This is a genomic window from Collimonas arenae (assembly GCF_000786695.1).
Classification (GTDB): domain Bacteria; phylum Pseudomonadota; class Gammaproteobacteria; order Burkholderiales; family Burkholderiaceae_D; genus Collimonas; species Collimonas arenae_A.
This window is the reverse complement of sequence record NZ_CP009962.1, coordinates 2,464,632-2,485,393: the sequence shown is the minus strand read 5'-3', so window position 1 is coordinate 2,485,393 and position 20,762 is coordinate 2,464,632. Positions and strand designations below refer to the sequence as shown.

Annotated in this window: 8 protein-coding genes; 4 read left to right on the top strand and 4 right to left on the bottom strand. The window is 55.5% G+C overall.

From position 1 onward, the window contains the following. Positions 1 to 11: 11 nt before the first annotated feature. From LT85_RS11070 to LT85_RS11055, 4 genes are all read right to left on the bottom strand, one after another. The gene (locus LT85_RS11070; RefSeq protein WP_081992267.1) at positions 12 to 5,117 is read right to left on the bottom strand and encodes an RHS repeat-associated core domain-containing protein; all 5,106 of its coding nucleotides are present in this window, start codon (positions 5,115 to 5,117) and stop codon (positions 12 to 14) included. Continuing rightward, positions 5,117 to 11,485, bottom strand: coding sequence for an Ig-like domain-containing protein (locus tag LT85_RS11065; RefSeq protein WP_038488591.1), 6,369 nt, complete (start codon positions 11,483 to 11,485; stop codon positions 5,117 to 5,119). The genes LT85_RS11070 and LT85_RS11065 overlap by 1 nt, the downstream gene beginning before the upstream one ends. A 190-nt stretch (positions 11,486 to 11,675) precedes the next feature. Continuing rightward, on the bottom strand, positions 11,676 to 13,346 hold the full coding sequence (locus tag LT85_RS26545) for a hypothetical protein (protein WP_156117494.1): 1,671 nt from the start codon (positions 13,344 to 13,346) through the stop codon (positions 11,676 to 11,678). A gap of 38 nt (positions 13,347 to 13,384) precedes the next feature. Continuing rightward, positions 13,385 to 17,041: an IPT/TIG domain-containing protein gene (locus LT85_RS11055; RefSeq protein WP_172656970.1), complete on the bottom strand. Its 3,657-nt coding sequence runs from the start codon at positions 17,039 to 17,041 to the stop codon at positions 13,385 to 13,387. A 738-nt stretch (positions 17,042 to 17,779) separates the two neighbouring features. On the opposite strand from LT85_RS11055, the gene LT85_RS11050 reads away from it, so the two are divergent. The 4 genes from LT85_RS11050 to LT85_RS25925 are packed head-to-tail and all read left to right on the top strand — an operon-like array spanning position 17,780 to position 20,641. After that, positions 17,780 to 19,276: a protein adenylyltransferase SelO gene (locus LT85_RS11050; protein ID WP_038488579.1), complete on the top strand. Its 1,497-nt coding sequence runs from the start codon at positions 17,780 to 17,782 to the stop codon at positions 19,274 to 19,276. Positions 19,277 to 19,287: 11 nt separating this feature from the next. Further along, entirely contained in the window at positions 19,288 to 19,689 is a 402-nt protein-coding gene (msrB, locus tag LT85_RS11045) for a peptide-methionine (R)-S-oxide reductase MsrB (RefSeq protein ID WP_038488576.1), read from the top strand. Between the two features lie 57 nt (positions 19,690 to 19,746). Continuing rightward, positions 19,747 to 20,379 carry a septation protein A gene (locus LT85_RS11040; RefSeq protein WP_038488574.1) on the top strand — a complete coding sequence of 211 codons (633 nt, stop codon included), beginning with the start codon at positions 19,747 to 19,749 and terminating at the stop codon, positions 20,377 to 20,379. Continuing rightward, positions 20,363 to 20,641 (top strand): BolA family protein, encoded by a 279-nt coding sequence (locus LT85_RS25925; RefSeq protein ID WP_081992261.1) that lies wholly within the window; start codon positions 20,363 to 20,365, stop codon positions 20,639 to 20,641. Before LT85_RS11040 ends, LT85_RS25925 begins: the two co-directional genes overlap by 17 nt. Positions 20,642 to 20,762 lie beyond the last annotated feature (121 nt).

Below are 20,762 nucleotides of genomic sequence, written 5' to 3'. Positions count from 1 at the left end.
GTACATTGTCGTCATTTTGGAAACCCATTACTGCGTGCACCATTCAATAAATCGGTGCCGTGCGTTTTATCGAATCCCTCGGTGTAATCTTTAAATTTATCCAAAACCTTGTCCTTTTCCGCAGCAGGCAATCCATCGTAATGTGCCTTTCCCTTCCATCGAGGAGCAACCTGATCAAGCCCCTTGTGATAGAGCTTGTGCAAATCCTCAGAGAGCTTTGTCAATTTTTGCTTTACAGCGCCGCCAAGGTATTTCGGGAAACAATGATGGCCATGCGCGTTATGTACTAACTCTCCGTCTACTCCAACAAAGTAAGTGTGCGCATTCGCAACTTCAATATTGAAAACAGGTAAAACTTTTTGTTCGGATTGAACATCAGTGATGATAGCAAGCGATTTAGCGTCTGAATCACCCCCATCTCCCATCAGTAGCAACCTGCCCCCTTTTTTGAGCAAGATGGCATCGCGCCAACCGTCTGTAGTCTTGAAGGGATGGCCTTCAGTCGCTGTAATGGATTCCCCGCTGTCCAAGAAAATATGAACTAAGGTTTGCGATTTGTTACTGACGAATACATTAGTAACCTTCTCATAGCTCAAACGCGAGTCAAGTTTGGGATTAGCACCCTTGGATTTAGACTCAGAAAATGCTAGAACTTGATCCCCTACCTGAATCTTATTTATGGGTCTAACATTAGATTTAGCCTGTTGAGCACTAAGCCTATTCGCATTAGCAGGCTTCACATGCACCAAAGTATCCGAAGGAAAGCTATTAATGGCGCAGGCAGCTTCTTCACCACGCTTAAACCATTTTCCGAGCCTTCCAAAAGGCCCCACTAAGCAACTCAACGCGCAGCTCTTTGCGCTTTTCCCAAAATTATTGCATTCACCTGTAATTGCATTGGCTGCAACATCCTCTAACATGCACTCCGCGACGCACCAAGCATAGGCTGCGCACATCGGGCACTCACCCGTTGGATCGCTCAAGTTCGCAGGATTGGCATCAGCATAACGGTATTGATTATCGCCGCCAGCTAAGCCGATCGGATCCTGGGTAATATAGCGCCCTGTGCTCGGGTCGTAATAGCGTCGATAGTTGTAGTACAGCCCCGTTTCCGCATCTTCGATTTGCCCTGGCAGACGCAGGTTGCTAATGATCGTAGGCTTGTCTGCAGTAGCTACAGGTGTGGTGATCGCAGCCTGACCAAACACATTGTAATTGGCCGACCAAACTACATTTCCTTGTTTGTCCGTGGCTTGAATTGGCGTACCGAGCTGGTCAAGATGGTAGTAGGCAATGGTGTCTTGACCATTGCTGCTCTTTGTTTTTATAAATAAATTTGCTGTGCCAAAATCGCTATTCGGTCTAGGTCCATATTCCGTGACAATATGCGATGGGCCGCCTGCACTTACGCTCCCATCAGCATTCAATGCGATGTCTTGCTCGCTTTCGGCAATCAATCCTTCGTCGCTGTACAAATAGATCGTGCGTTTGGCTTGTGGCAAAGATTGCGCTCGCACGTCGCGATATTGCTCTTTCCAGATGCGACGGTCTTGCGGATCGTAACCATATCTTGCTATGACGCTGCCATTACCATCGGCGACTTCGATCAGACGGTTCTGCGTGTCATAGCTGTATTGCGTTATCTTATTTCCGCCTTCTATTTTCTTTATCAGATTGCCGGCCGGATCGTACTCATAATTGGTAGCGTTGCCGCCAGTTCCGCGCTGCGTCAATCTATTATTGGCATCGTATTGCCAGGCGCCGTTGACCTTGCTGTGGGCAATCCGGTTACCAGCAGCATCCAGCGTAAAATTTTCCGTATCGCTGCCGAACAAGCCGCCGGCGTCAGTAGTTACCTCGGTCAACCTGGATTCGTCATCGTAGGAAAAGCTGCTGGCTCTTGTAGTGCCGCCCCCTCCAGCACTATCAGTACGTACGCTTTTCTGCAGCTCTTGTATCTTGCCAAAGAGATTCTGGACGCTGAGCGTGGTTTGCTGTCCTGGGCTCCTGACCTTGACACTTTCAAGATTCAATAGGCCGTCGTACCCCAATTCCTGCGTTGTACCACCCGGCAGTGTTACTTTAGCAGGCGAGGTCCACTTAAATTGCGTAACACTGATCAGCCCCTCTCCTGGTACGTTGACACTCTCCAGCTCATCGTGCGCACTGTAGCCATAGTCGAGACTGACGCCGTCTGGCCAGGTCAACCGCGTTTTGAGACCAGCGGCACTGTACGCATAGGCATACCCAAGGGTGACACCATTTGGATAGGTAACTGTTTCAGTTGTTTTGCGATCAGCGTCGTCAAAAGTCAAACTGCTGCTGGCGGTCTGATTGCGGATATGATCGGTGTCTTTCCAGCCGATCGCATTACTTTCATTGTCCCAAGTTATTGACGTGGTCCGTGCCAGCAAGCCAACTGCATTGGTTTGTTTTACTTCGATGAGACGATCCGCCGCATCGTAAGTAAAGACGCTCTTATTTCCATTGGGATCCACGCGGCTGGCCAGATTGCCTGCCGCGTCGTATCGATACGCTGTCACCTGCCCCAGCGGCAGAATTTCCTTGACAACTCGATTGTCGCGATCATATTCAAAATTATTGACATTTCCCCTAGCATCTTTGATCTGCAGAAGATTGCCGCGGACATCGAATTTGGCACTGGTCTTGTTTCCCAAACTGTCAGTACTTTCGACCAATTGACCAAATGAATCGTATTTTGAGAAACGAGTTTTGCCGTTGGCATCCGTATCGCTGCTGACCTGGCCACGTTTGTCGTAAACGCTGCTGCTGACCAATGTTTCGATTCCCAATGCATTTGGGTTGAGGAGAGCCTCCGTCGTTGGGCGTTCACGGGCATCATATTTGGTTTGCTGAACAAACGTTGGATACTTGACTTGAGTGGCGGTTGCGAGGCTGCCGAGTTGTCCCGAGCTACTGCCATCAGGAATCTGATAACCGTATTGGGTAGCATTACCCAAGGCATCAATCTGCTTAACGACACGCAGGAAATTGTCAAATTCAGCCTGACTGCCATGCCCGTCCTCATTAGTTTCCCGAATCGGCAAACCTTGAGCGTTATACTCGATTTTATAACTGCCGCCGGCAGGACTATTGATCTGAATGCGGCGATTCATCGCATCGTATGCCGACTGGGTAGCCTTGCTGCGGGCGTCGGTAAAGGTAACGAGATTCCCTACCTTGTCATATGACATGTGGCGCACATTGCCGAGTGCATCAGTAGTCTGCAATAGATTTCCCATTGCATCGACTTGATAAGCAGTGCTATTGCCGCGTGCGTCCGTTCTATTGACCAGGTTGCCATTGCGGTCATACACTGTTTTGCTGAGATTGCCCTCAGGATCAATGGTTTGCGCCAATTGCCCCGTGCCGTCATAGGTGAATTGCCAAACCGCGTCTTGCGTTACAACGCCATTTTCTTCCGCACGACCTCGCAAAGTCGCCCGGCTCACACGTCCAGCATTATCGAGCTGATAGTCAGTAACTCGCTCATCCGCAGTACCTGCGGCCTGAGTACGTTGGATCAGATTGCCTTTGGCATCGTAGGCAAATTGATTCTTGATGCCGGCTTCATCGACAGTTTCAATCGGATTCAGATTGCGAGCGTCGAACTGGGTGCTGGTGAAGGTGCCGTCTTCATTTTTTACCTGCACCACTTGCTCGAATTCGTTCTTGGTCAGCACCGTTGTGAAACCGCGTGCATTAACGCGCGTTTCTGTACGTGCTCCCGGATCCCGGGTGACCGCAACGTCAGTGCGACCGTTCACCTCATACTTGACCAAATCTCCGGCACGATCATGCGTGTAGTCTTCAACCCGGCGACCACTTGCTGTAACTGGTCCCTGCAGTTTGCTATAGAAGAATTTTTTGGCGTCGTCGTAACTGAAAGAATAGTCATTCTGACCGCCATCTGCAGCAATCAGCTTGGAGACGCTGCTGGACTCGCCGTCGTAGCTGATGGTCGACGCTCGCTGCTCCGGGTCGGTGATCGTACTCAGCCGGTGCTGTGCGTCATAATTGTAGTTCGTGACAAAACCACGAGCGTCGGTGACGCTTATGAGTTGACCGTCAGGGTCATAAGCATACTTGACGCTACGTTGAGGTAAATCAAGCCCATTGCCTGTCAAAGAATAATCTCTGATTTCGACCAGATAACCAGCGCTATTATAGTGCAAGGTAAATATCGTCTTGCCACTGCTACCCTCGATGAGGCGCTCTATCCGCCCTTGGGTGTCGCGCTGCATCCAAACGACGTTGTCGTTTTTATCGCCATAACGCGAAATCTGTCCCTGACTATCATATTCAACCCAATCGCCCTTGCGATCTTGCCAGCGCCAGCCTTGTACCGTGATAGCACTCGAAACACTGACACTCCCGCTTTGTGGATTTCCACCTGGCACCGTAGCAGTAATCGGCAGTTTAAGGGAAGACTGCTTTTTTAATGTGTAGCGATTCTTGAATACATAGCTGCCGTTGCCCCCCACATACAGGCCGGACAGGCGCCGATAACCTTCAAATATTTCCGAGCTGGCACCTAACGAAGCACAGGAATTTACATTGAATACCTGAAGCGGTTGCCCCTGTTGTGAGTAGACTTGATTAAACGGAATGTAGCTGATGGCGTCAACCTTAAATGCGCCACCGGCCACCGCAGCCCCCGGACTCCAGTCTTCGTCAACCCATACCCAGCATCCGGACTGTCCACCGCCAGACATATTGCTACCTGCGCCACCGCCGGTACTTTGCGTTGACAATGGCTTATAACTTGCGGAGATGCCATCCCAATGGCGATTGAAACGCCAGCCTGTGCCATTAAAAACCCTGCGCCAACTGACTTCACCTGCTGGAGTCTGCACCTGCAAATCAACAATTTCCTGGCTGAACGTGCCGTTTGGCGGGCTGACGACACCAACTGATGGTGTTTGTGCCTGCGCTATCGCACAAGCCATCAGGAAGCCCAGGATTGTCATGCCGACCCGAGAGCCGATTCTCCGCGTGCGCCAATGCTGCACAAATGATATTGCCATGTTTGTTAATCGCTTTGTGATAGTCAAATCGGTATTTGAAAATTGATGCGGGCAGGTACGATTAAGCATTAGCAGTCGCCTCCCTTGCCATCTGGTACCTTTACACACTTCTTGCCTTTGATACTGATAGGCGTGGCTGGGGTGCCTGTACCGCCACCGCCAAAGCCACCGCCAAAGCCACCACCGGCTCCGCCGCCCCCCACCCCGCCGCCGGCAGGGCAGGAACTATTGCTGACAGCAAACCATGAGGCCGAAGCTCCGCAAGAAGACTCAGCACCGTTGGCACAGGTGAACTGGCAACTCACACTCGTCGTGCTGCTATAGTTGTAGCAACCGCCTCCACTGGCACTTCCGGTGCTTGCCGCAGCGTCCAGTGCTTGCAGCGCAATAACGCGATATGGGATCGTCACGCGCTGTTTGGCGTTGAGAACAGGAGGAACTTCAACCAGGAATTCATAGCGGAAAAATGTGTCGCTCTGGGGCAGCTTCTGACGCACATTGTCGGCACGGATCAAACCATAATTTTGCAGGGCAAGCTCACCGTAATACACGTCGCCTGAATTCATTTTTGGCAAATTGATGCTGGGTGGCTGCATCACTACAACTGCCGCCGGGACATCTGTCTCGAACGTCGCATTGAGAGTAACGTCATAGCGATCCTGGATCGACACTTCACTGACACTCCATTCCACTTTGATCAGGTTGTAGTCCAGGAACACCGATTGGTTTGTAGTGATACCCGGCTTGATCTGCAACCTGCCGCCCAGTTCCTGATGATTGTCAGCCTTGGCGCGATAGGTGTAGCGGCCTGATGGCAAGTTCTGGAACAGTGCTTCGCCCAGACTGTCGGTGACCAGCTCTTGCGTCACCGTGATGACATCTTCGTTCTGCAAGGTGACGCTGGCGTTCGCCAGGCCTGGAATCAGCTTGCCTTGTTTGTCGACCGTGGCGGTATAGAGATCGCTGGCCTTGAACAGCACGTTGCCCTTGCCGCTTTGCGTCAGGCTGACGTAAACGTTGAGCGTCTGTTGTGGCACGTTGTCGCCTTGCACCTTGAGCTTGAACTCGTACACGCTTTCCTGCGTGCCTGCAGGCGGTGTGAAGGCTAAGTCGATCGAACGCTTCTCGCCGATTGCCAGCGTGCCGTTGGCCTGGCTAGCGATGCTGGCCCAGCTTGGCGCAGCGGAACCGTCGGCCTTGGTGAACGAGAATTGCAGATTCAGCGCTTCTTGCAATCCCTTGTTCTCTACAACCACCGATTCGATATCGCTACCGCCTTGTGCCATACCTGTTTGCACAAAGCTCGGGATGGTGATCAAGAACGGCTTTGCCTCGGACAAGGTGTAGTCAATCTTGACCTGCCCTATCGGGGAGCTTGGATGATCGTCACTCATGACATTAAGAATCAAATTACCGGAAGGCTGAGCGTCGTTGTTCGCACTGAAAACCACTGGAATGTTGAGGGTCTGTTTTTCTGCTAAAGATACCGGCGCGGACAATTGCGCTATGACACCAAGCGGCAACTGCCCGGTCGACTGACTACCGGCATCAAGTATCAAGCGGAGGTTGGTTGCGACAGTGCCAACGCCAGCCTTGGCCGTGAACGGGATCGTGAACGGATAGTTGCGCGGAATATCGAGCTTGTACGGCGTTGGGCTGACCGTCACGCGGTTGATACTGAACGCCTTCTGCTCCGGACGATCCGTAATATCAGGATGCACGGCCGACACCTTGTACAAGCCTGCATCAGTGACGGTCGGCTTGAAGTTGTAGTTGAATTCGCCGGATGCGTCGGTCAACACGCTGAAGGTGCGCTCGAAGCCCTGCTGGTTCAGAATCAGCTTGAGCCGTGTATTAGGCAAGGCGGCATTGGTCTTGCGGTCGAACGCACGGCCGCCGATCAGGATGTCCTGGTCGCCGAACGAGCTGATCGGGTTGACCTTGGTGACTTCACCGACATAGGCGCTGTCGACCAGCGACACGGTCTTCTCGGAGCCGCGGCCGCTGATCAGGATCTGGTCGTCCTGGCCGCTGTGATAACGCAGCTGATCGACGTCGAGCCTGACCCGGATGCTGTTCGGGCTGGACGCCGGCACACTCAGGTTGAACACGTCCGAGGTATAGCTGGACCCGGCAGGAATCCGCGCCACGGTCTGGCCGTTGGTCAGCGTCACCACGTTGGCGCCGAATACCTGTTTGTATGCCTGGGTTGCCAATACGTTGCCGTCCGCATCGAGAATTTTGAAACGCAGTTCCGACGAATCTGCGCTGCCATTATTAGTGGCAGTCAACAGCTCGATATCGACTTCGGTCGTATTCTCAATGGTCAGCTTCAGTTTGCCGATGCCGCCGCGCGTGAATTCATCGGTCGCCATGCCCACCACCAGCGCACTGTCGCCGACGGTAATGCTGTCGTTGTGGCTGAGGCGGACCAGTTCGCCATCGTTAGGACTGATCTCGACCCCGACTTGTGCCTGCGCCTGGCTCGGCAAATCGGCATAGCCGCCGACCACCACGGTCACCAACCTGGTTTCATTGGGCGCGAGCGTAAAGACTTCCGATTTATGAATCTGGAATTGCGTAGCGTCCTTGTTGACCGGCAGACGAACGGTTACCCGTACATTGTCTTGGGCGCCGGCCGAGGTGTTGACTACTTGTACTTGCAGCTTGTTCATGATGCCGCGTTTGATCGGCAGGCCGGAAGCGATTTGCGTGACCACATTCGGCAAGGTCAGGCTGCGCGGCATCTCGACGCCGTTAGCATCCACCGTGGCAATCGTATAGCGCCGCTCGCCGCTGGTGTAACCGGTATCGGTAAAGTTGAGGCTAGTGATCGGCCGCGGCGTCAACTTGGTCTTGCTGGCATCAGGGCCGACATAGACCAGGTAACCGGCAACGTTGCCGTTCGGTGCATTCCAGCTAATCACAGGCAATTCGTTACCCAGCTGCTCCACCTTGAGATTCGTCACTGGCAGCAGGCTGGCATTGAGATAGGCGGAGTTGGAAATCGCCGATTCATTGCCTGCCGCATCCAGCGCGGTCACTACATACGCCCCTTGGGTTGACGACGGACTAGGATCCAGCGCTAGCGGTGCCTTGATGCCTGACTTCAACGGCGTCAAGCCTTCGATCGTGGTGATACTGGTGCCGCCGGCGCGGTACAGATTGTAGCTATCGACCACGCTCGCCAGCGGCGGTTGCCAGCTAGCCTTGATGCCCTGGCCGGTCAGCGCCAGCGTCAGGTTTTGCGGCGAACCCGGTGCAGTTGCGCTTACCAGCACATCGACTGCTGCGCTTTGCACCGAGAACGATTCCTGGCCGTTCGATTGACGCACGGTTGCAATGGCGTATTTATAAGCACCATCTTGTGTAGTCTGATCAACATAGGCTTCGCCGCTAGCACGCGTCAATGTCTGCAATGCGTTCTGGCCCGGGCCTTGCCGGTACAGCTGATAACTGCTGGCGTCAGCCACCGCTTGCCAGCTCAGCTTGACCTTGCCGCCCGGCTGCGCTTTGGCGCTGAAGCCAAACGGGACATTCAGAGGCGGCAGATTGCCTTGATACACCTGGAAGCGATTGAATGCGTTTACTTTATTGGAAATATTATCTAGGTCATCGGTCGCCTGGCTGCTAAAGACCAGCATCTCAGGACTGGCCAAACCAGCATCGCTAGCCAGAGTAAAACTGGCCTGCCAGGTGGTTGGATTAACCTGGTTCAACGATACCGCTTCCGGTGAGCGGACCGGCCCAGACAACAGGTAACTCACTTTTGGCATGGTCTTCGGCGCTTTGCTGAAAGTCAATGTCGCCTGCACAAGTTGCGCCTTGTCGTTTTTGATTGGCGACGAAGGCGTCAGCACAATACCGGATAGCGCAGGACCTTCGGTATCGATCTTCAGCGTTGCACCAACATCAATATCGGTGCCGCGATTTCCCACTGCATCGCGTGCCGAGAACAAGGCATTCGCCACGCCCGACGGCGTGCTGGCGTCGACCATGAAATTGCCGCTGTAGGTGGTGTCGCCGGTTTTGAGCAGATCTACCGGAATCGGCGCGCCGCCTTGCGGTACGATCGACAGGTACGGCGTCGCCAGCAAGGCTTCACTGACTGTAACAATCAGGTCGATACGGCCCTGGCCGGTACGGCCGCTGACCGGATCGACCTTGCCTGTCGGCTTGTACACAATGGATAGAGCCTTCGGCGCGATGCTGTCGGAAACGATCTGTACCTGGTTGGACGGCAATGACGGTGTGCCAGCACTGTTGACGGCGACTACCCGATAGTACCAAGCACCGTCCTGTGGCGGCAGATCGTCATAGCTGTTGATGCTCAATGCGCTGCTGTTGATCTTGACCGCTTCGGCAATGCCGTTGAAGGCCGTCGTGGCGCGATATACATCATATCCGGTGACGTTGACGTCACTAGAACGGCTCCATACCAGCTTGACTTTACCTTGGGCCTGCGCGGTCGCACCAAGGTTGCCGGGACTGCTAGGAACGTTGGTGTCGAGCGTTACCAGCAATACGGCAGACAACGCGCTGCTGCCGTATTGATCGCTAGCCGTGGCCTGGATCTGGTTGGCGCCGGGATTAAGCGTCACGTTGCTGACAAAACGACCGTCCGTCCCACTAACGACGACTGCACCTGCGGCCTTGCCGTTGACCAGGACCTGGATATTGCTACCGGCTTGTGCGCTGCCGTTCAATGCCAGCGCGGCCGTGCGGGTGGTCGTGCCGCTGGCGGGGTTAAGCCATTGCGGCGCATCCGGAACGGCGTGCGACACGCTGATGCTGTAGCTGTTGCTGGTGACGTTATTGAGCGAATCGAAGGCGCGGATCGCCAAGATATGCGCGCCATTGGCGGCAGCGGCCAAATTGAGGGCAGCGCTGTAGCTGCCCGAGCCGCTGGCGGTTGCAATCAGCTGGCCGTCAAGCAACAGCTCAACCCGCGAAACTCCGCTGCGGTCGCTGGCATCCAACGTGATATTGGCATTGCGCGTCAGTACTGCGCCGTTCGCCAGCGCCACGCCATCCGCTTTAATATTGCTCAGCTGCGGCCCTTCTGTGTCTGGAGTCACCGGTGCATGCGACAGGGTGACGGCTAGGCTTTGTTCGGTATTGCGGCCGACCTGGTCGTAAGCAATCACCAGTATCTTGTGGCTGCCTTCGGTGCTGCTATCGGTGTTCCAGTTATAAGTGTAAGGCGCGGCGGTACGAGTCGCCACCAACTGGTTGTCCAGATAGAATTCAACGCGGTTGATGCCAGAGGCATCGGTGGCGGTTGCTTCGACTACGATAGGCTTGCTGATCACGCTGTCGGCGGCCGGATTGACAATCGCCAGCTGCGGCGCCTGGGTATCGATCAATACTCCGCCGGCCAGCGTCGCCGTCGTGATGGTGCCGCTGGCATTACGGAATTGCACTGTGACCGGCTTGTTGCCGTCGCCGGCGGAAACCGTGTAATCGAGCGCGGCACGGCCGTTGGCCAGCGCCTGGAACGGTATGCCGACGAAGGCGCTGCCTTCGGCGATGCGGTATTCGGTGGCATTGACGCAAGAGATTTCCAATGCGACGTTGCGTTGCTGGTAGTACGCAGCGGGTGCCGCCAAGCGTACTGATGGATTAAGCAAGGGCGCCGATGAAAGATAGCCGCTGTAGTTCACACCACTGGACACGCCATCGCCTTGCCCTTGCGGATTGCCAGTCAGGTCTTTCGGACCGCTGGCATGGCCCCACCAGTTACTGCCGGCCTGGATGATGGTAGCCGGCGTCCGGTTCAGAATCGCCAAGTTAGCGCTTTGAGAAAACTGCGTACTGACAACTGTCGGCGCGCTATTGCCATCGGCATCTATGCCGACGCCGTTGCGCAGAAAACTGGCGCCTGTGATGGCCGGCGAAGCAGCATCAATCAGACGCAGGCCTGTCGTGCTGTCCGTGACTTGCAGGTATTGCAGCGCCGGGCTGATGCCGCGTAGCGTCAGCGCCGCGCCAGGATTGGCACCAGATGCGCCGGCATAGCGCAACGTCAAATCGTTCAGCTGCGTGCTGGCGTTAGGATTGACGGCGGACGATTTCTCCATGCGCACGCCTCGCCAGTCGCCGGCTGCGGGTGTTTGCGGCAAGGTATTGCTCTGGCCGCCGGCAGCATCGTCGTTCTGACTGGTGAACGTGACCCCTTGCCCGTTCAACAACTGATCGCGCACCACCATGCCGGCGTCAGCACCGAATTTGACGACCACACCGCCATCGATGCGCAACTGACCTGCATTGACAGGCATCGATGCCGCCAGCATGGACAACGCGGTCAGCGCCGCCACCACGCGCCGAGCGGTCGAAACCGCCGGCCTCAGGACGGCTGAGCCAACAGCCGCGCCACGGAATGCGGGATTGTGCGCTAGTTGACGCGGTGCGTGCTGCGATTTGACTTCAGTGGTCATATGTCATCGTAAAACGGTTGATATCCTGGCGACGGCCGTGGAATGGTTACGGTCAGCTGCAAGAACCTGCGCGATGAATCCGGTCCGGACAGATCCTGGCCGGTACTGCAAGGATTCTGGAATCCCCATGCAGCGCTGCTGGATTCATCGCGTTGCGTCAAGCTTGCTTATGTGCGGCTGGAGCTAACGATCACCCCTGGAATCCGGCTGCACGCAAAGTCGCATAGGACACCGGGTAGATATTGCCATTGGCGGTCAGCAGGCGAGCCTTGGTTTCACCGACCATCGATACGGTTACTTCGACTTTTTCCACTGCTTCGTTTTGTGCGAAGCGAGAGAGGTCGATGGTGCCGGCCACCACGATGGTGTAGGTGGTGGTGGCCTGGAGCGTGCTGGGGCCGGCTGGTAAAGTCACCGAGACAGTGGCACTACCAGTACCAGTGCTACCGGAGATCGCTGGGCTCAGTGCTTCGATCGGTTGACCATAAGCGGGAACCACGCGTAAAAGTACCGTATTCCCAGCTGGTACATTACTGGTCTCAAAAGTAACATCAACCGCGCCAGTGGTAGTTGCGGGCAGCGTAATATCGGCATTACCAGTTGGATTGGGCGGCACAACTTGACCAGCGACCGACGCGATACGCATACTTGGTACGCTACTTATGAACACCGGCCCGGGAACATCTTTTGAGTAAGCAGGTTGAGACGTTCCCGAGAAAGTAATAGCATCAGCTTCTATTCGAATTCGCCCGGACGAACCCCCATATTGATTGTAAGCCCCATCAGAACCGCAGAATTGGCGACGTTGATTGTTGGAATTGATACACCCACCATTGGCCAGCATCGCCCCGTTACCCGAAATCGATGACGCGACTATACGGATCGCGCCGCCGGAACCACCTGCGCCATTGCCTCCGGCTCCGGTTCCAGCGTTCCCGCCTCCGTCACCACCTGTGGCATCGATGGTTCCAGTAATATTGAATGCGCCTGAAGACGCAATTAAAATAGCTCCTGCCCCACCACCTCCACCACTGCCTGGATAACTTATCCCCCCTCGCCCTCCGCCGCCACCGGAACCGCCTATCAACGGTTGCAACAAGGCTGAACCATACGCTTTAAACGTCATAGCCTTGATGCTCCCACATGTCCAAATAGAAAACGGCGGATGCGTATCAGTAGCATAGGCCCCGCCGGATCCGACATATTTATAGTAACTATAGTAAGGAGCGCCTGAACAATCGTCCGGGCCTTCTATACCCCCTTGCCCACCGCCAGGTCCGAGACCGCTTCCTCCGCGGACAACTTCCCCACGTAATGCCGCGTCACTTCGACCACCACGGCCACCGTCATAACCGCCGGGGCCGCTCGTTCCCGGAACTCCATCATCAGCCAATGCGCCATCACCGTATGTACCTGTAGGTTTTGCATCATTTCCTGTAATGTCTATCTTGCCGGCTATCGTCACATTGCCACTGGCGAGCAGAAAAACAGGGGTGTTAGCAACGTTTTTTTTGAAAGTTACTGTAATACCGACAGGAATATTGATGCTGGTGTAGTTAAACACCCCCGATGGCGGCAGCACAATTTCCGTATTGACGGTCGGGCTAAACGCACCGTCGGCACCCGTGCTACCGCTACTGAACGCATGCGCGGACATCGCCGCAATCGCAGAAATCAGGAAGACCAAGCTACGCTTCGCCGGTAGCGGGACAGTGCGCGTCGATGCCTGCTTCAGCGCTGGATATTGGGTATGCATGGATGAAGTCCTCAAACTAGGATAACGGGAAAGAAATGCTGTGCGGTCGCCCGCGTGCTTTGGTGCTTTTGCAAAAATAGTGCTGATAGTGTTTTCAATTGCCATGACGGCTCCTTGCCTGCGGCGGTTATTCAGTTTCGTACTCATTGCGCGACAACATTGATGGTGTTGGACGGCGTCGGCGTAGTGGATGTACTGCCGCCCGGCACATCGAAGCGGATCGCCCTGCTGCCCAGCGCGGCATCCGGATCGGCATAGATCGAAACCGTCAGCAATTCGCCCAGGGCATCCTGCGACCAGATCAGATCTGAGCCGACATGCACGCCGCTGGCGGGCAGGAAGACAAGACCGTTGACGTCCTTCAGGTTAGCGCCGCGCACGGTCAGGCTGCTGCCCTTCCCTTGCGACAGGACAATTGGCGACATCGAACTGACGCTAGGCAGCATGCCAATGCCGAAGCGCCCGGTGGCAGGATCTGCGAACGGTAGTTCGGCGCCGCTCGCAGTCGCCAGGATTAACCGGCGCAGTACTCTTGGCGCATCCGGCGCAACAGACAAGGATACCGACAATTGCGTACCGTCGTCGCTAATCGCCTGCGTGCCTAACAACAACCCTGTCGCCGGCGTCACGCTGACGGCAGTGACATTGTTCAGGCCACGACCATTGAGGGTGATATTGCCGTTAGCGCCTTGCAACCAACCGTTCGGACTGAGCGTCAGCGCACCACTGCCAAGCAACACGCCGACCGGCATGCTGGAAGCACTGCGCACTGCACTTTGCGGCGGCGATGCACTGCCTACCAAGACACCAACAGTTGACGATGCCAGCGTGCCATCGATACGTTGCGGCGGCGGCACGATCACGGCGCCGTTCTGCACCCCGACCACCTGCGAAGGTAAGTCGGCGTAGGTAACGCCGCTCTGGCTGGCGACATGCACTGTATTGCCAGGCTGCGGCGATGAAGAAGAATCGCCGGCAGCAGATGTCACAACCACGACACGGTCGCCCGCTGGCGCGCCGGCAGCTACCGCAACAGAGAAACTCAGGACCGTGGCATCAGGATTGGTATCAAGCGGTCCGGTCACGGTTACGCCTTGCGCCGGATCGAGGCGCACTGCTGCGACGTTCGAGAAATTGCGGCCACGCGCTGTCAGCTTTACGGCCGGCTGGCCGATCTGCAGCACTTGCGGCGTCACCGAAATCAGTTCCGGAACACGGGCGCTGATCAGGAAATTGGCGCCGCTGGCATTGACAAATGTCACCGGTCCGTTAGCCGTCGCCAACACCAGTTTCCGGGTGCCCAATGCCGCATCCGCATCGATCCGCACGGTGAAAGACAAGTCGGTGCCCAAAGGATTGACGTTCGGTGTTCCAAGTATCGTCACGCCAGTCGCAGGCAACAGGCTGGCGGTGGTCACGCCTTGCAATCCTGCGCCGCGTACTGTCACGCTGACATCAGTGCCGATCACACCGGTATTGGGCACCACCTCTGTGATGCCACTGCCCAGCACCACGCCAACCGACTTGGCATTCACCAGATAGGGATTGGTATTTGGACCTGGAGCCGCGCCCACCATGACTCCGACCAACGGCGCAGCAATCGGCGACAAGGTGCCGCTGACAGAGCTGACCACCGTGAATGTATTGGCGATCGCAGCAGTCGCTGTCGAACTGCCGGCCGGCGTGGCAATCTGTATCACGCGGCTGCCTGTCGGCGCATCGGCCGCAATCTGCAGGTAGGCCGTCAACGTTGTGCCGTCGGCATTCACCTGCGGCATGCTGTCGATACGGATGCCGGCATCGTTCAGGACACGGACCTGGCCTTGCTGCAGATTGCGCCCCTGCACCACCAACTTGACAGTCGAGTCGCGCGCGCCGAACAGCGGATCGATAGAGACGATCTGCGGCAAACCGCTCATCAGTTGCACGGTAGTCTTGGCCGGATCGGCGAAAGTCAATTCCTTGCCGGCAGCATCCTTGATTACTAGCTTGCGCGGACCGAGCGGGGCATCTGCGGCAGTGTCGAAGGTGGCGCTAAGCTGGCTGCCATCGTCGCTGACAGTTACCGCGCCAAGCGTCACGCCAGTGTTCGGCACCAGTGCCAGTTGTGCGTTGGCAGGAATTCCGGCACCACGGATAGTGACAAGCGGTTTGCTGCCGACAACCCAGGCGGCTGGCGACACATTGCTCAGCACGGCGCCGACGGCGACGCCGACATTGGCATTCACCAGCGTGATCTGACGCGTCACTGGCACCGCATTGGACAACACGTTGACGCCAACTGCTGCTGCGTAGGCCGTATTGGCGCCGCGGAAATCGGCGGTGATGAACACCGGCACGCTGATCCCTTGCAAGGTGTCCGAACTGACGCTCAGGCTGACCGTCCCAGTTGCCAATGGCGTAATCGTGACCTGAGCGGTAGTCTGGCCGGCAGGAATCAGCACGCTTGCCGTCACCGACGCCTTGCTCGCATCGGAAATCGAGAAGCGCAATGTGTTGGCGCGATAATCCGCTTTTGACAAACGCACAGTGATATTGCGCGCCTTGCTGTCTGGTGGCAAAGCAATCGGCGTCGGCTCAACGCTGACGGTAGGCGGCACTGGTGCCTGGACGGCGAGTCCCACCTGATTCGACAGCAGGAATTTTCCGACTTGCTGAGCATCCGGCCAGCGCACCTGCGCCTGCAAGGTCCCTATCACGGTCTGGCTTGGCAAGGTTGCGCGCAGTTCAGTCGAATTGACAAAGCGCGTCGGCACCGCGGCGCCATTGAACAATACTTCAGACACATTGCTGAAATTGCGGCCAGTCAGCGTGATCTCGGTTTCTCCTCCGCCCGCTATGATGGTAGTTGGCGCTACCGTGCTGATCACCGACATCGGCTGCGTTACGCTGATCGCGTTTGCAAGAGTGAGCAAGCCCGCATCTACCTGCATTTCCAGGTTGGCGCTTCCAATAGCAGCCTTGGGATCCACTTTGACTTGTACGAATATCTGACTGGCGGAGCCACCGCTAAACGGCGTCAGCGCCAGTCCGGCTTTATCAAAAGCCAGCTTGCCGACGCCTTCGAGCCGGCTACCACTAAGTGTCAAAGTCACCGTCTGCCCCTGCTCTACAGTGTTCGGCGTGACGCTTTGCAGCGTCGGCGACGCTCCCACCGATACGATGCCAGACGTGACTATGTAGGGAATGCCGCGCAAGCCCCATTTGACGCTGCCGGCAATATCCCCGGCAGGAACCGCGACGCCATTCAAGCCGTTGCCGCTGGCTTGGTTAGCGATGCCGGTCGGAGAAGCTGACAGATCGATTGCGATCGCCGCGCCTTTGTGATTGCGAAGATTGAGGTAGTTGAACACGGGTGCTGCGCCATTGACTGCCAAACCTTTGCCATGTTGAAACAGCACGTGGTCGAGTTGTGTGTTGACGGTGCCGGCATTAAAAACCCATTGATTCCAGTCGCCCGCAACAGCAGCTTGTCCCTGCCGGGACTTGTCAGATAACACGCGGATCGGATTGGCCGCGGTGCCCGCAGCGCGAATTCCGCCGGCCTGCACTGTTAGCCCGGCATTCGCCGTCATGTACACGGTAACGCCGGCATCAATCGTCAGCATGGCGCCGCCCTGCACGGTAACCTCGCCATTAATCACGTATGGGCTGTTGGCCAGGGTCCAGTGAGCGTCAGCCGCAATCGCTTCTGACACCATGGTCTGCGCCGTCGCTTGCGACATGCCGTACAGCAGGCACAGGACGCCTGCCGCGAACAATCCGAGGTGCGAAAGCCTGGCCAGAATTACCTGCGCCAAACGACTGGCCGACAGCCATCCGCCCTCTATCATTGGAAGGGCAAACAGTGACGTCGACTGACATCTGTAAGTGTGTCGCAGGAAGGCAAAAGGCGGCATAAGATTGATTCAGTGCTAGTGAAAACGCGCATTGCAGTCCTGCCAGTCGATCCCTTGCGGGACGAGGCCAATCAGGATCTGCTCAAGGCCTGCTGAAAACTATTTGGGAAAATCGGCGACAAGGAAACGAATCGATTGTTATTGACCCAGCGCCAGATATTCGTTTCCTGACTTGCAACTATCCAGGCAAACTATCCCCGACAGTTTCAGGACACTTCGGCGGGCGGCAAATTCGGAAGACGGGTCCGAGCGCGACCATTTCGTGATACAGAAACAGGAACGCAGCAGGATTTCAGCGCGCAAGGACGCGACGACGAGCCGCATGGCGGCTGCAACGTAATTTGATAAGAAAACAAGGAATTCCCCCCCTGGGAAATAATGTACTTACATTTAGTTACTATTTGTACGTTTTGTTACATTATGTTTCGCATTATCTATATATCAATGTGGAAAAGCAACTAATTTCTGGAGGGTAATTGGAAAATGTTGCATTAATTTCAGCAGGGACTCGCGGGCACCCGATTCTCAGATGGCAATATCGATGTCTTCGCACAATAAATACGGACGTAAACTAAAATGCTCCCTTGCTTGGCTACGGCATCGTGCGCCCCTCTATATTCACCAGGACGAAATTTGCTCATGAACACCCCCTCCGCATCACCAATACCACGGAGCATCGATACCCTCACTGTCAGCAACTCCTTCGCTACTCTGCCCGCACCTTTCTATACCCACCTGGCACCCAGCCCTTTGCCGTCGCCTTATCTAGTCGGCACCAGTAGGTCCGCAGCGGCATTGATTGGATTACCCCAAACAACTTTGAGCGACGAAGAACTAGTGCAAGCTCTGGCCGGCAACCGCCCCCTGCCCAACTCAGCGCCGCTGGCAGCGGTCTATTCCGGCCATCAATTCGGCGTCTGGGCTGGGCAACTGGGCGATGGCCGGGCAATTCTGCTGGGTGATGTCGCCGCCCGCGACGGCGGCCGGATGGAATTGCAACTTAAAGGCGCGGGAGCTACGCCTTACTCGCGCATGGGCGATGGCCGCGCCGTACTGCGTTCGTCGATCCGTGAATATCTGTGCTCGGAGGCCATGGCGGCGCTTGGCATCCCTACTTCCCGCGCGCTAGCTGTCATCGGCTCCGATCAGCTTGCGATGCGCGAGCGGCCCGAGACCACCGCGGTAGTGACGCGTATGGCGCCAAGCTTTGTGCGCTTTGGGTCGTTCGAGCATTGGTATTACAACAACCAGCCTGAAAATCTGAAAACCCTGGCGGACTATGCCATCGCCGGCTTTTATCCTGAATTGCTGGCGGCCGCCAATCCTTATCAGGCGCTGCTGGCCGAAGTAACGCGCCGTACCGCACATCTGATGGCGCAATGGCAGGCGGTGGGCTTCATGCATGGCGTAATGAATACCGACAATATGTCGATCCTGGGCCTGACGCTGGATTACGGTCCGTACGGCTTCATGGAAGCCTACGATCCGGGCCATATCTGCAACCATACCGACCAGCAAGGTCGTTATGCCTATAACAAGCAACCGCAGATCGGCCATTGGAATTGCTTTGCGCTGGGCCAGGCTCTGCTGCCTTTGATCGGCAGCGTCGAGGCGACCGAGGCGGCGCTGGCCAGCTATCAGGCGCATTACGACAAGAAGCTGGATGAACTGCTGCATGCCAAGCTGGGCCTGGCTACGCAACAGGCGGATGACGATAAATTACTAGACGCCATGTTTGCCATCATGCAAGCCAGTCACGTCGATTTCACGCTGTTTTTCCGCCAGTTGGGCAATTTGCGGCTGGACGACGCAGGCGGCGATAGCGCCCTGCGCGACTTGTTTATCGACCGTGCGGCATTCGACGCCTGGGCGTTACAATACCGCACACGCCTGAAATTGGAGAATAGCCAGGACCAGAGCCGCAAGCTTGCAATGGATGCTTGCAACCCCAAATATGTGCTGCGAAACTATTTGGCGCAAACTGCAATCGAACAGGCGCAAAATAAAGACTTCTCGGAAGTCGGAAAACTATTGGAAATCCTTGAAAACCCGTTTGACGAACAACCGCAACATGCAAAATACTCCGCATTGCCGCCGGACTGGGCGCGCGGGCTGGAAGTCAGTTGTTCGTCCTAGGAACTGAAAACATGAGCACGACCAAAATCAGCAAGACCGACGCCGAATGGCGCGCCGAACTCGAACCGATGGAATACGAAGTTACCCGCCATGCGGCGACCGAACGGGCTTTTACCGGCCGCTTCTGGGATCATCACGAGCACGGTATCTATACCTGCGTGTGCTGCGACACCCCATTGTTTGAATCGGATGCCAAATTCGACTCCGGCTGCGGCTGGCCTAGCTATTTCAAAGCTATCAATCCAGATAACGTAGAAGAGCGCGTTGACCGGACTCATGGCATGATGCGCACTGAAATTTTATGTAAAGTGTGCGACGCCCATCTCGGCCACGTGTTTCCGGACGGGCCGCCGCCCACCGGCTTACGTTACTGCATCAATTCGGCGTCGCTGCGGTTCGAACCTGCCGGCTAAGCACACCGGACCGATCCATCTACAACCATTTACCCTGACTGAAAGCACCGCAAACACATGAAGTTCTTGTTCGACCTTTTCCCGGTAATACTTTTCTTCGGTATCTTCAAATGGAGCGAAGGCAGTCCGGACGCAGCACAATCGCTGGTCAGCCATTACTTGTCCGGTTTCGTTTCCGGCGGCGTCGTCACCGCTTCCCAAACGCCGGTACTACTGGCGACAGCAGTGGCGATTGTGGCCACTGTGGCGCAGATTGGTTATCTGCTGCTGCGCCGGAAGAAAGTCGACGGCATGCTGTGGGTATCGTTCCTGATCATTACCGTATTCGGCGGCCTCACTATCTATTTCCATAATGAGACCTTTATCAAATGGAAGCCGACCGTCCTTTATTGGGCGTTTGCGACCGCATTGCTGATCAGCCAACTGCTGCTGAAAAAGAACCTGATCCGCACAATAATGGAAAAACAGCTAGCCCTGCCTGATCCGATCTGGCTGCGCGTAAGTTTTGCCTGGGTAGCTTTTTTTGTTTTCATGGGCTGTCTCAACCTGTATATCGCTTTCAACTTCCCTACCGCAACCTGGGTCAATTTCAAATTGTTCGGTGGCATGGGGCTGATGTTTGCATTTGTCATCGGCCAAAGTATCATGCTCTCCAAATACATCAAGGATCCAGATGAACCCAAGGCTTGATACCATTCGTAACAAATTGACGACTGGGCTTGCCCCGCTGGAATGTATAGTGGAGGATGAATCGGCGCTGCATGTGGGACACGCCGGTGCGGCTTCAGGCGGCGGGCATTATCGGGTACGGATAGTTTGCGCGGTTTTTGAAGGACAAAATCGCTTAAAACGGCATAGGCTGGTGTATGATTGCCTCGCTGATATGATGCACGCCGAAATTCATGCACTGGCTATCACTGCACTGGCTCCATCTGAAACAAAAGCTGCTTGAATATATGCACCTACATATTTATATGTAATCGGAAAGAATAATTGTCGTTCAAATTTACTTCGGTTATTCTCTTCTGATTCCGCATTGATTAATTTATTAACAACCTCCCCAATTTAGGATT

What these genes read in the sequence shown, in the direction of transcription:
- LT85_RS11040 (WP_038488574.1), top strand. Translation starts at nt 19,747, where the DNA reads ATGAAGTTCTTGTTCGACCTTTTCCCGGTAATACTTTTCTTCGGTATC.
- LT85_RS11070 (WP_081992267.1), bottom strand. Translation starts at nt 5,117, where the DNA reads ATGCTTAATCGTACCTGCCCGCATCAATTTTCAAATACCGATTTGACT.
- LT85_RS25925 (WP_081992261.1), top strand. Translation starts at nt 20,363, where the DNA reads ATGAACCCAAGGCTTGATACCATTCGTAACAAATTGACGACTGGGCTT.
- LT85_RS11050 (WP_038488579.1), top strand. Translation starts at nt 17,780, where the DNA reads ATGAACACCCCCTCCGCATCACCAATACCACGGAGCATCGATACCCTC.
- LT85_RS26545 (WP_156117494.1), bottom strand. Translation starts at nt 13,346, where the DNA reads ATGGCAATTGAAAACACTATCAGCACTATTTTTGCAAAAGCACCAAAG.
- LT85_RS11065 (WP_038488591.1), bottom strand. Translation starts at nt 11,485, where the DNA reads ATGACCACTGAAGTCAAATCGCAGCACGCACCGCGTCAACTAGCGCAC.
- msrB (WP_038488576.1), top strand. Translation starts at nt 19,288, where the DNA reads ATGAGCACGACCAAAATCAGCAAGACCGACGCCGAATGGCGCGCCGAA.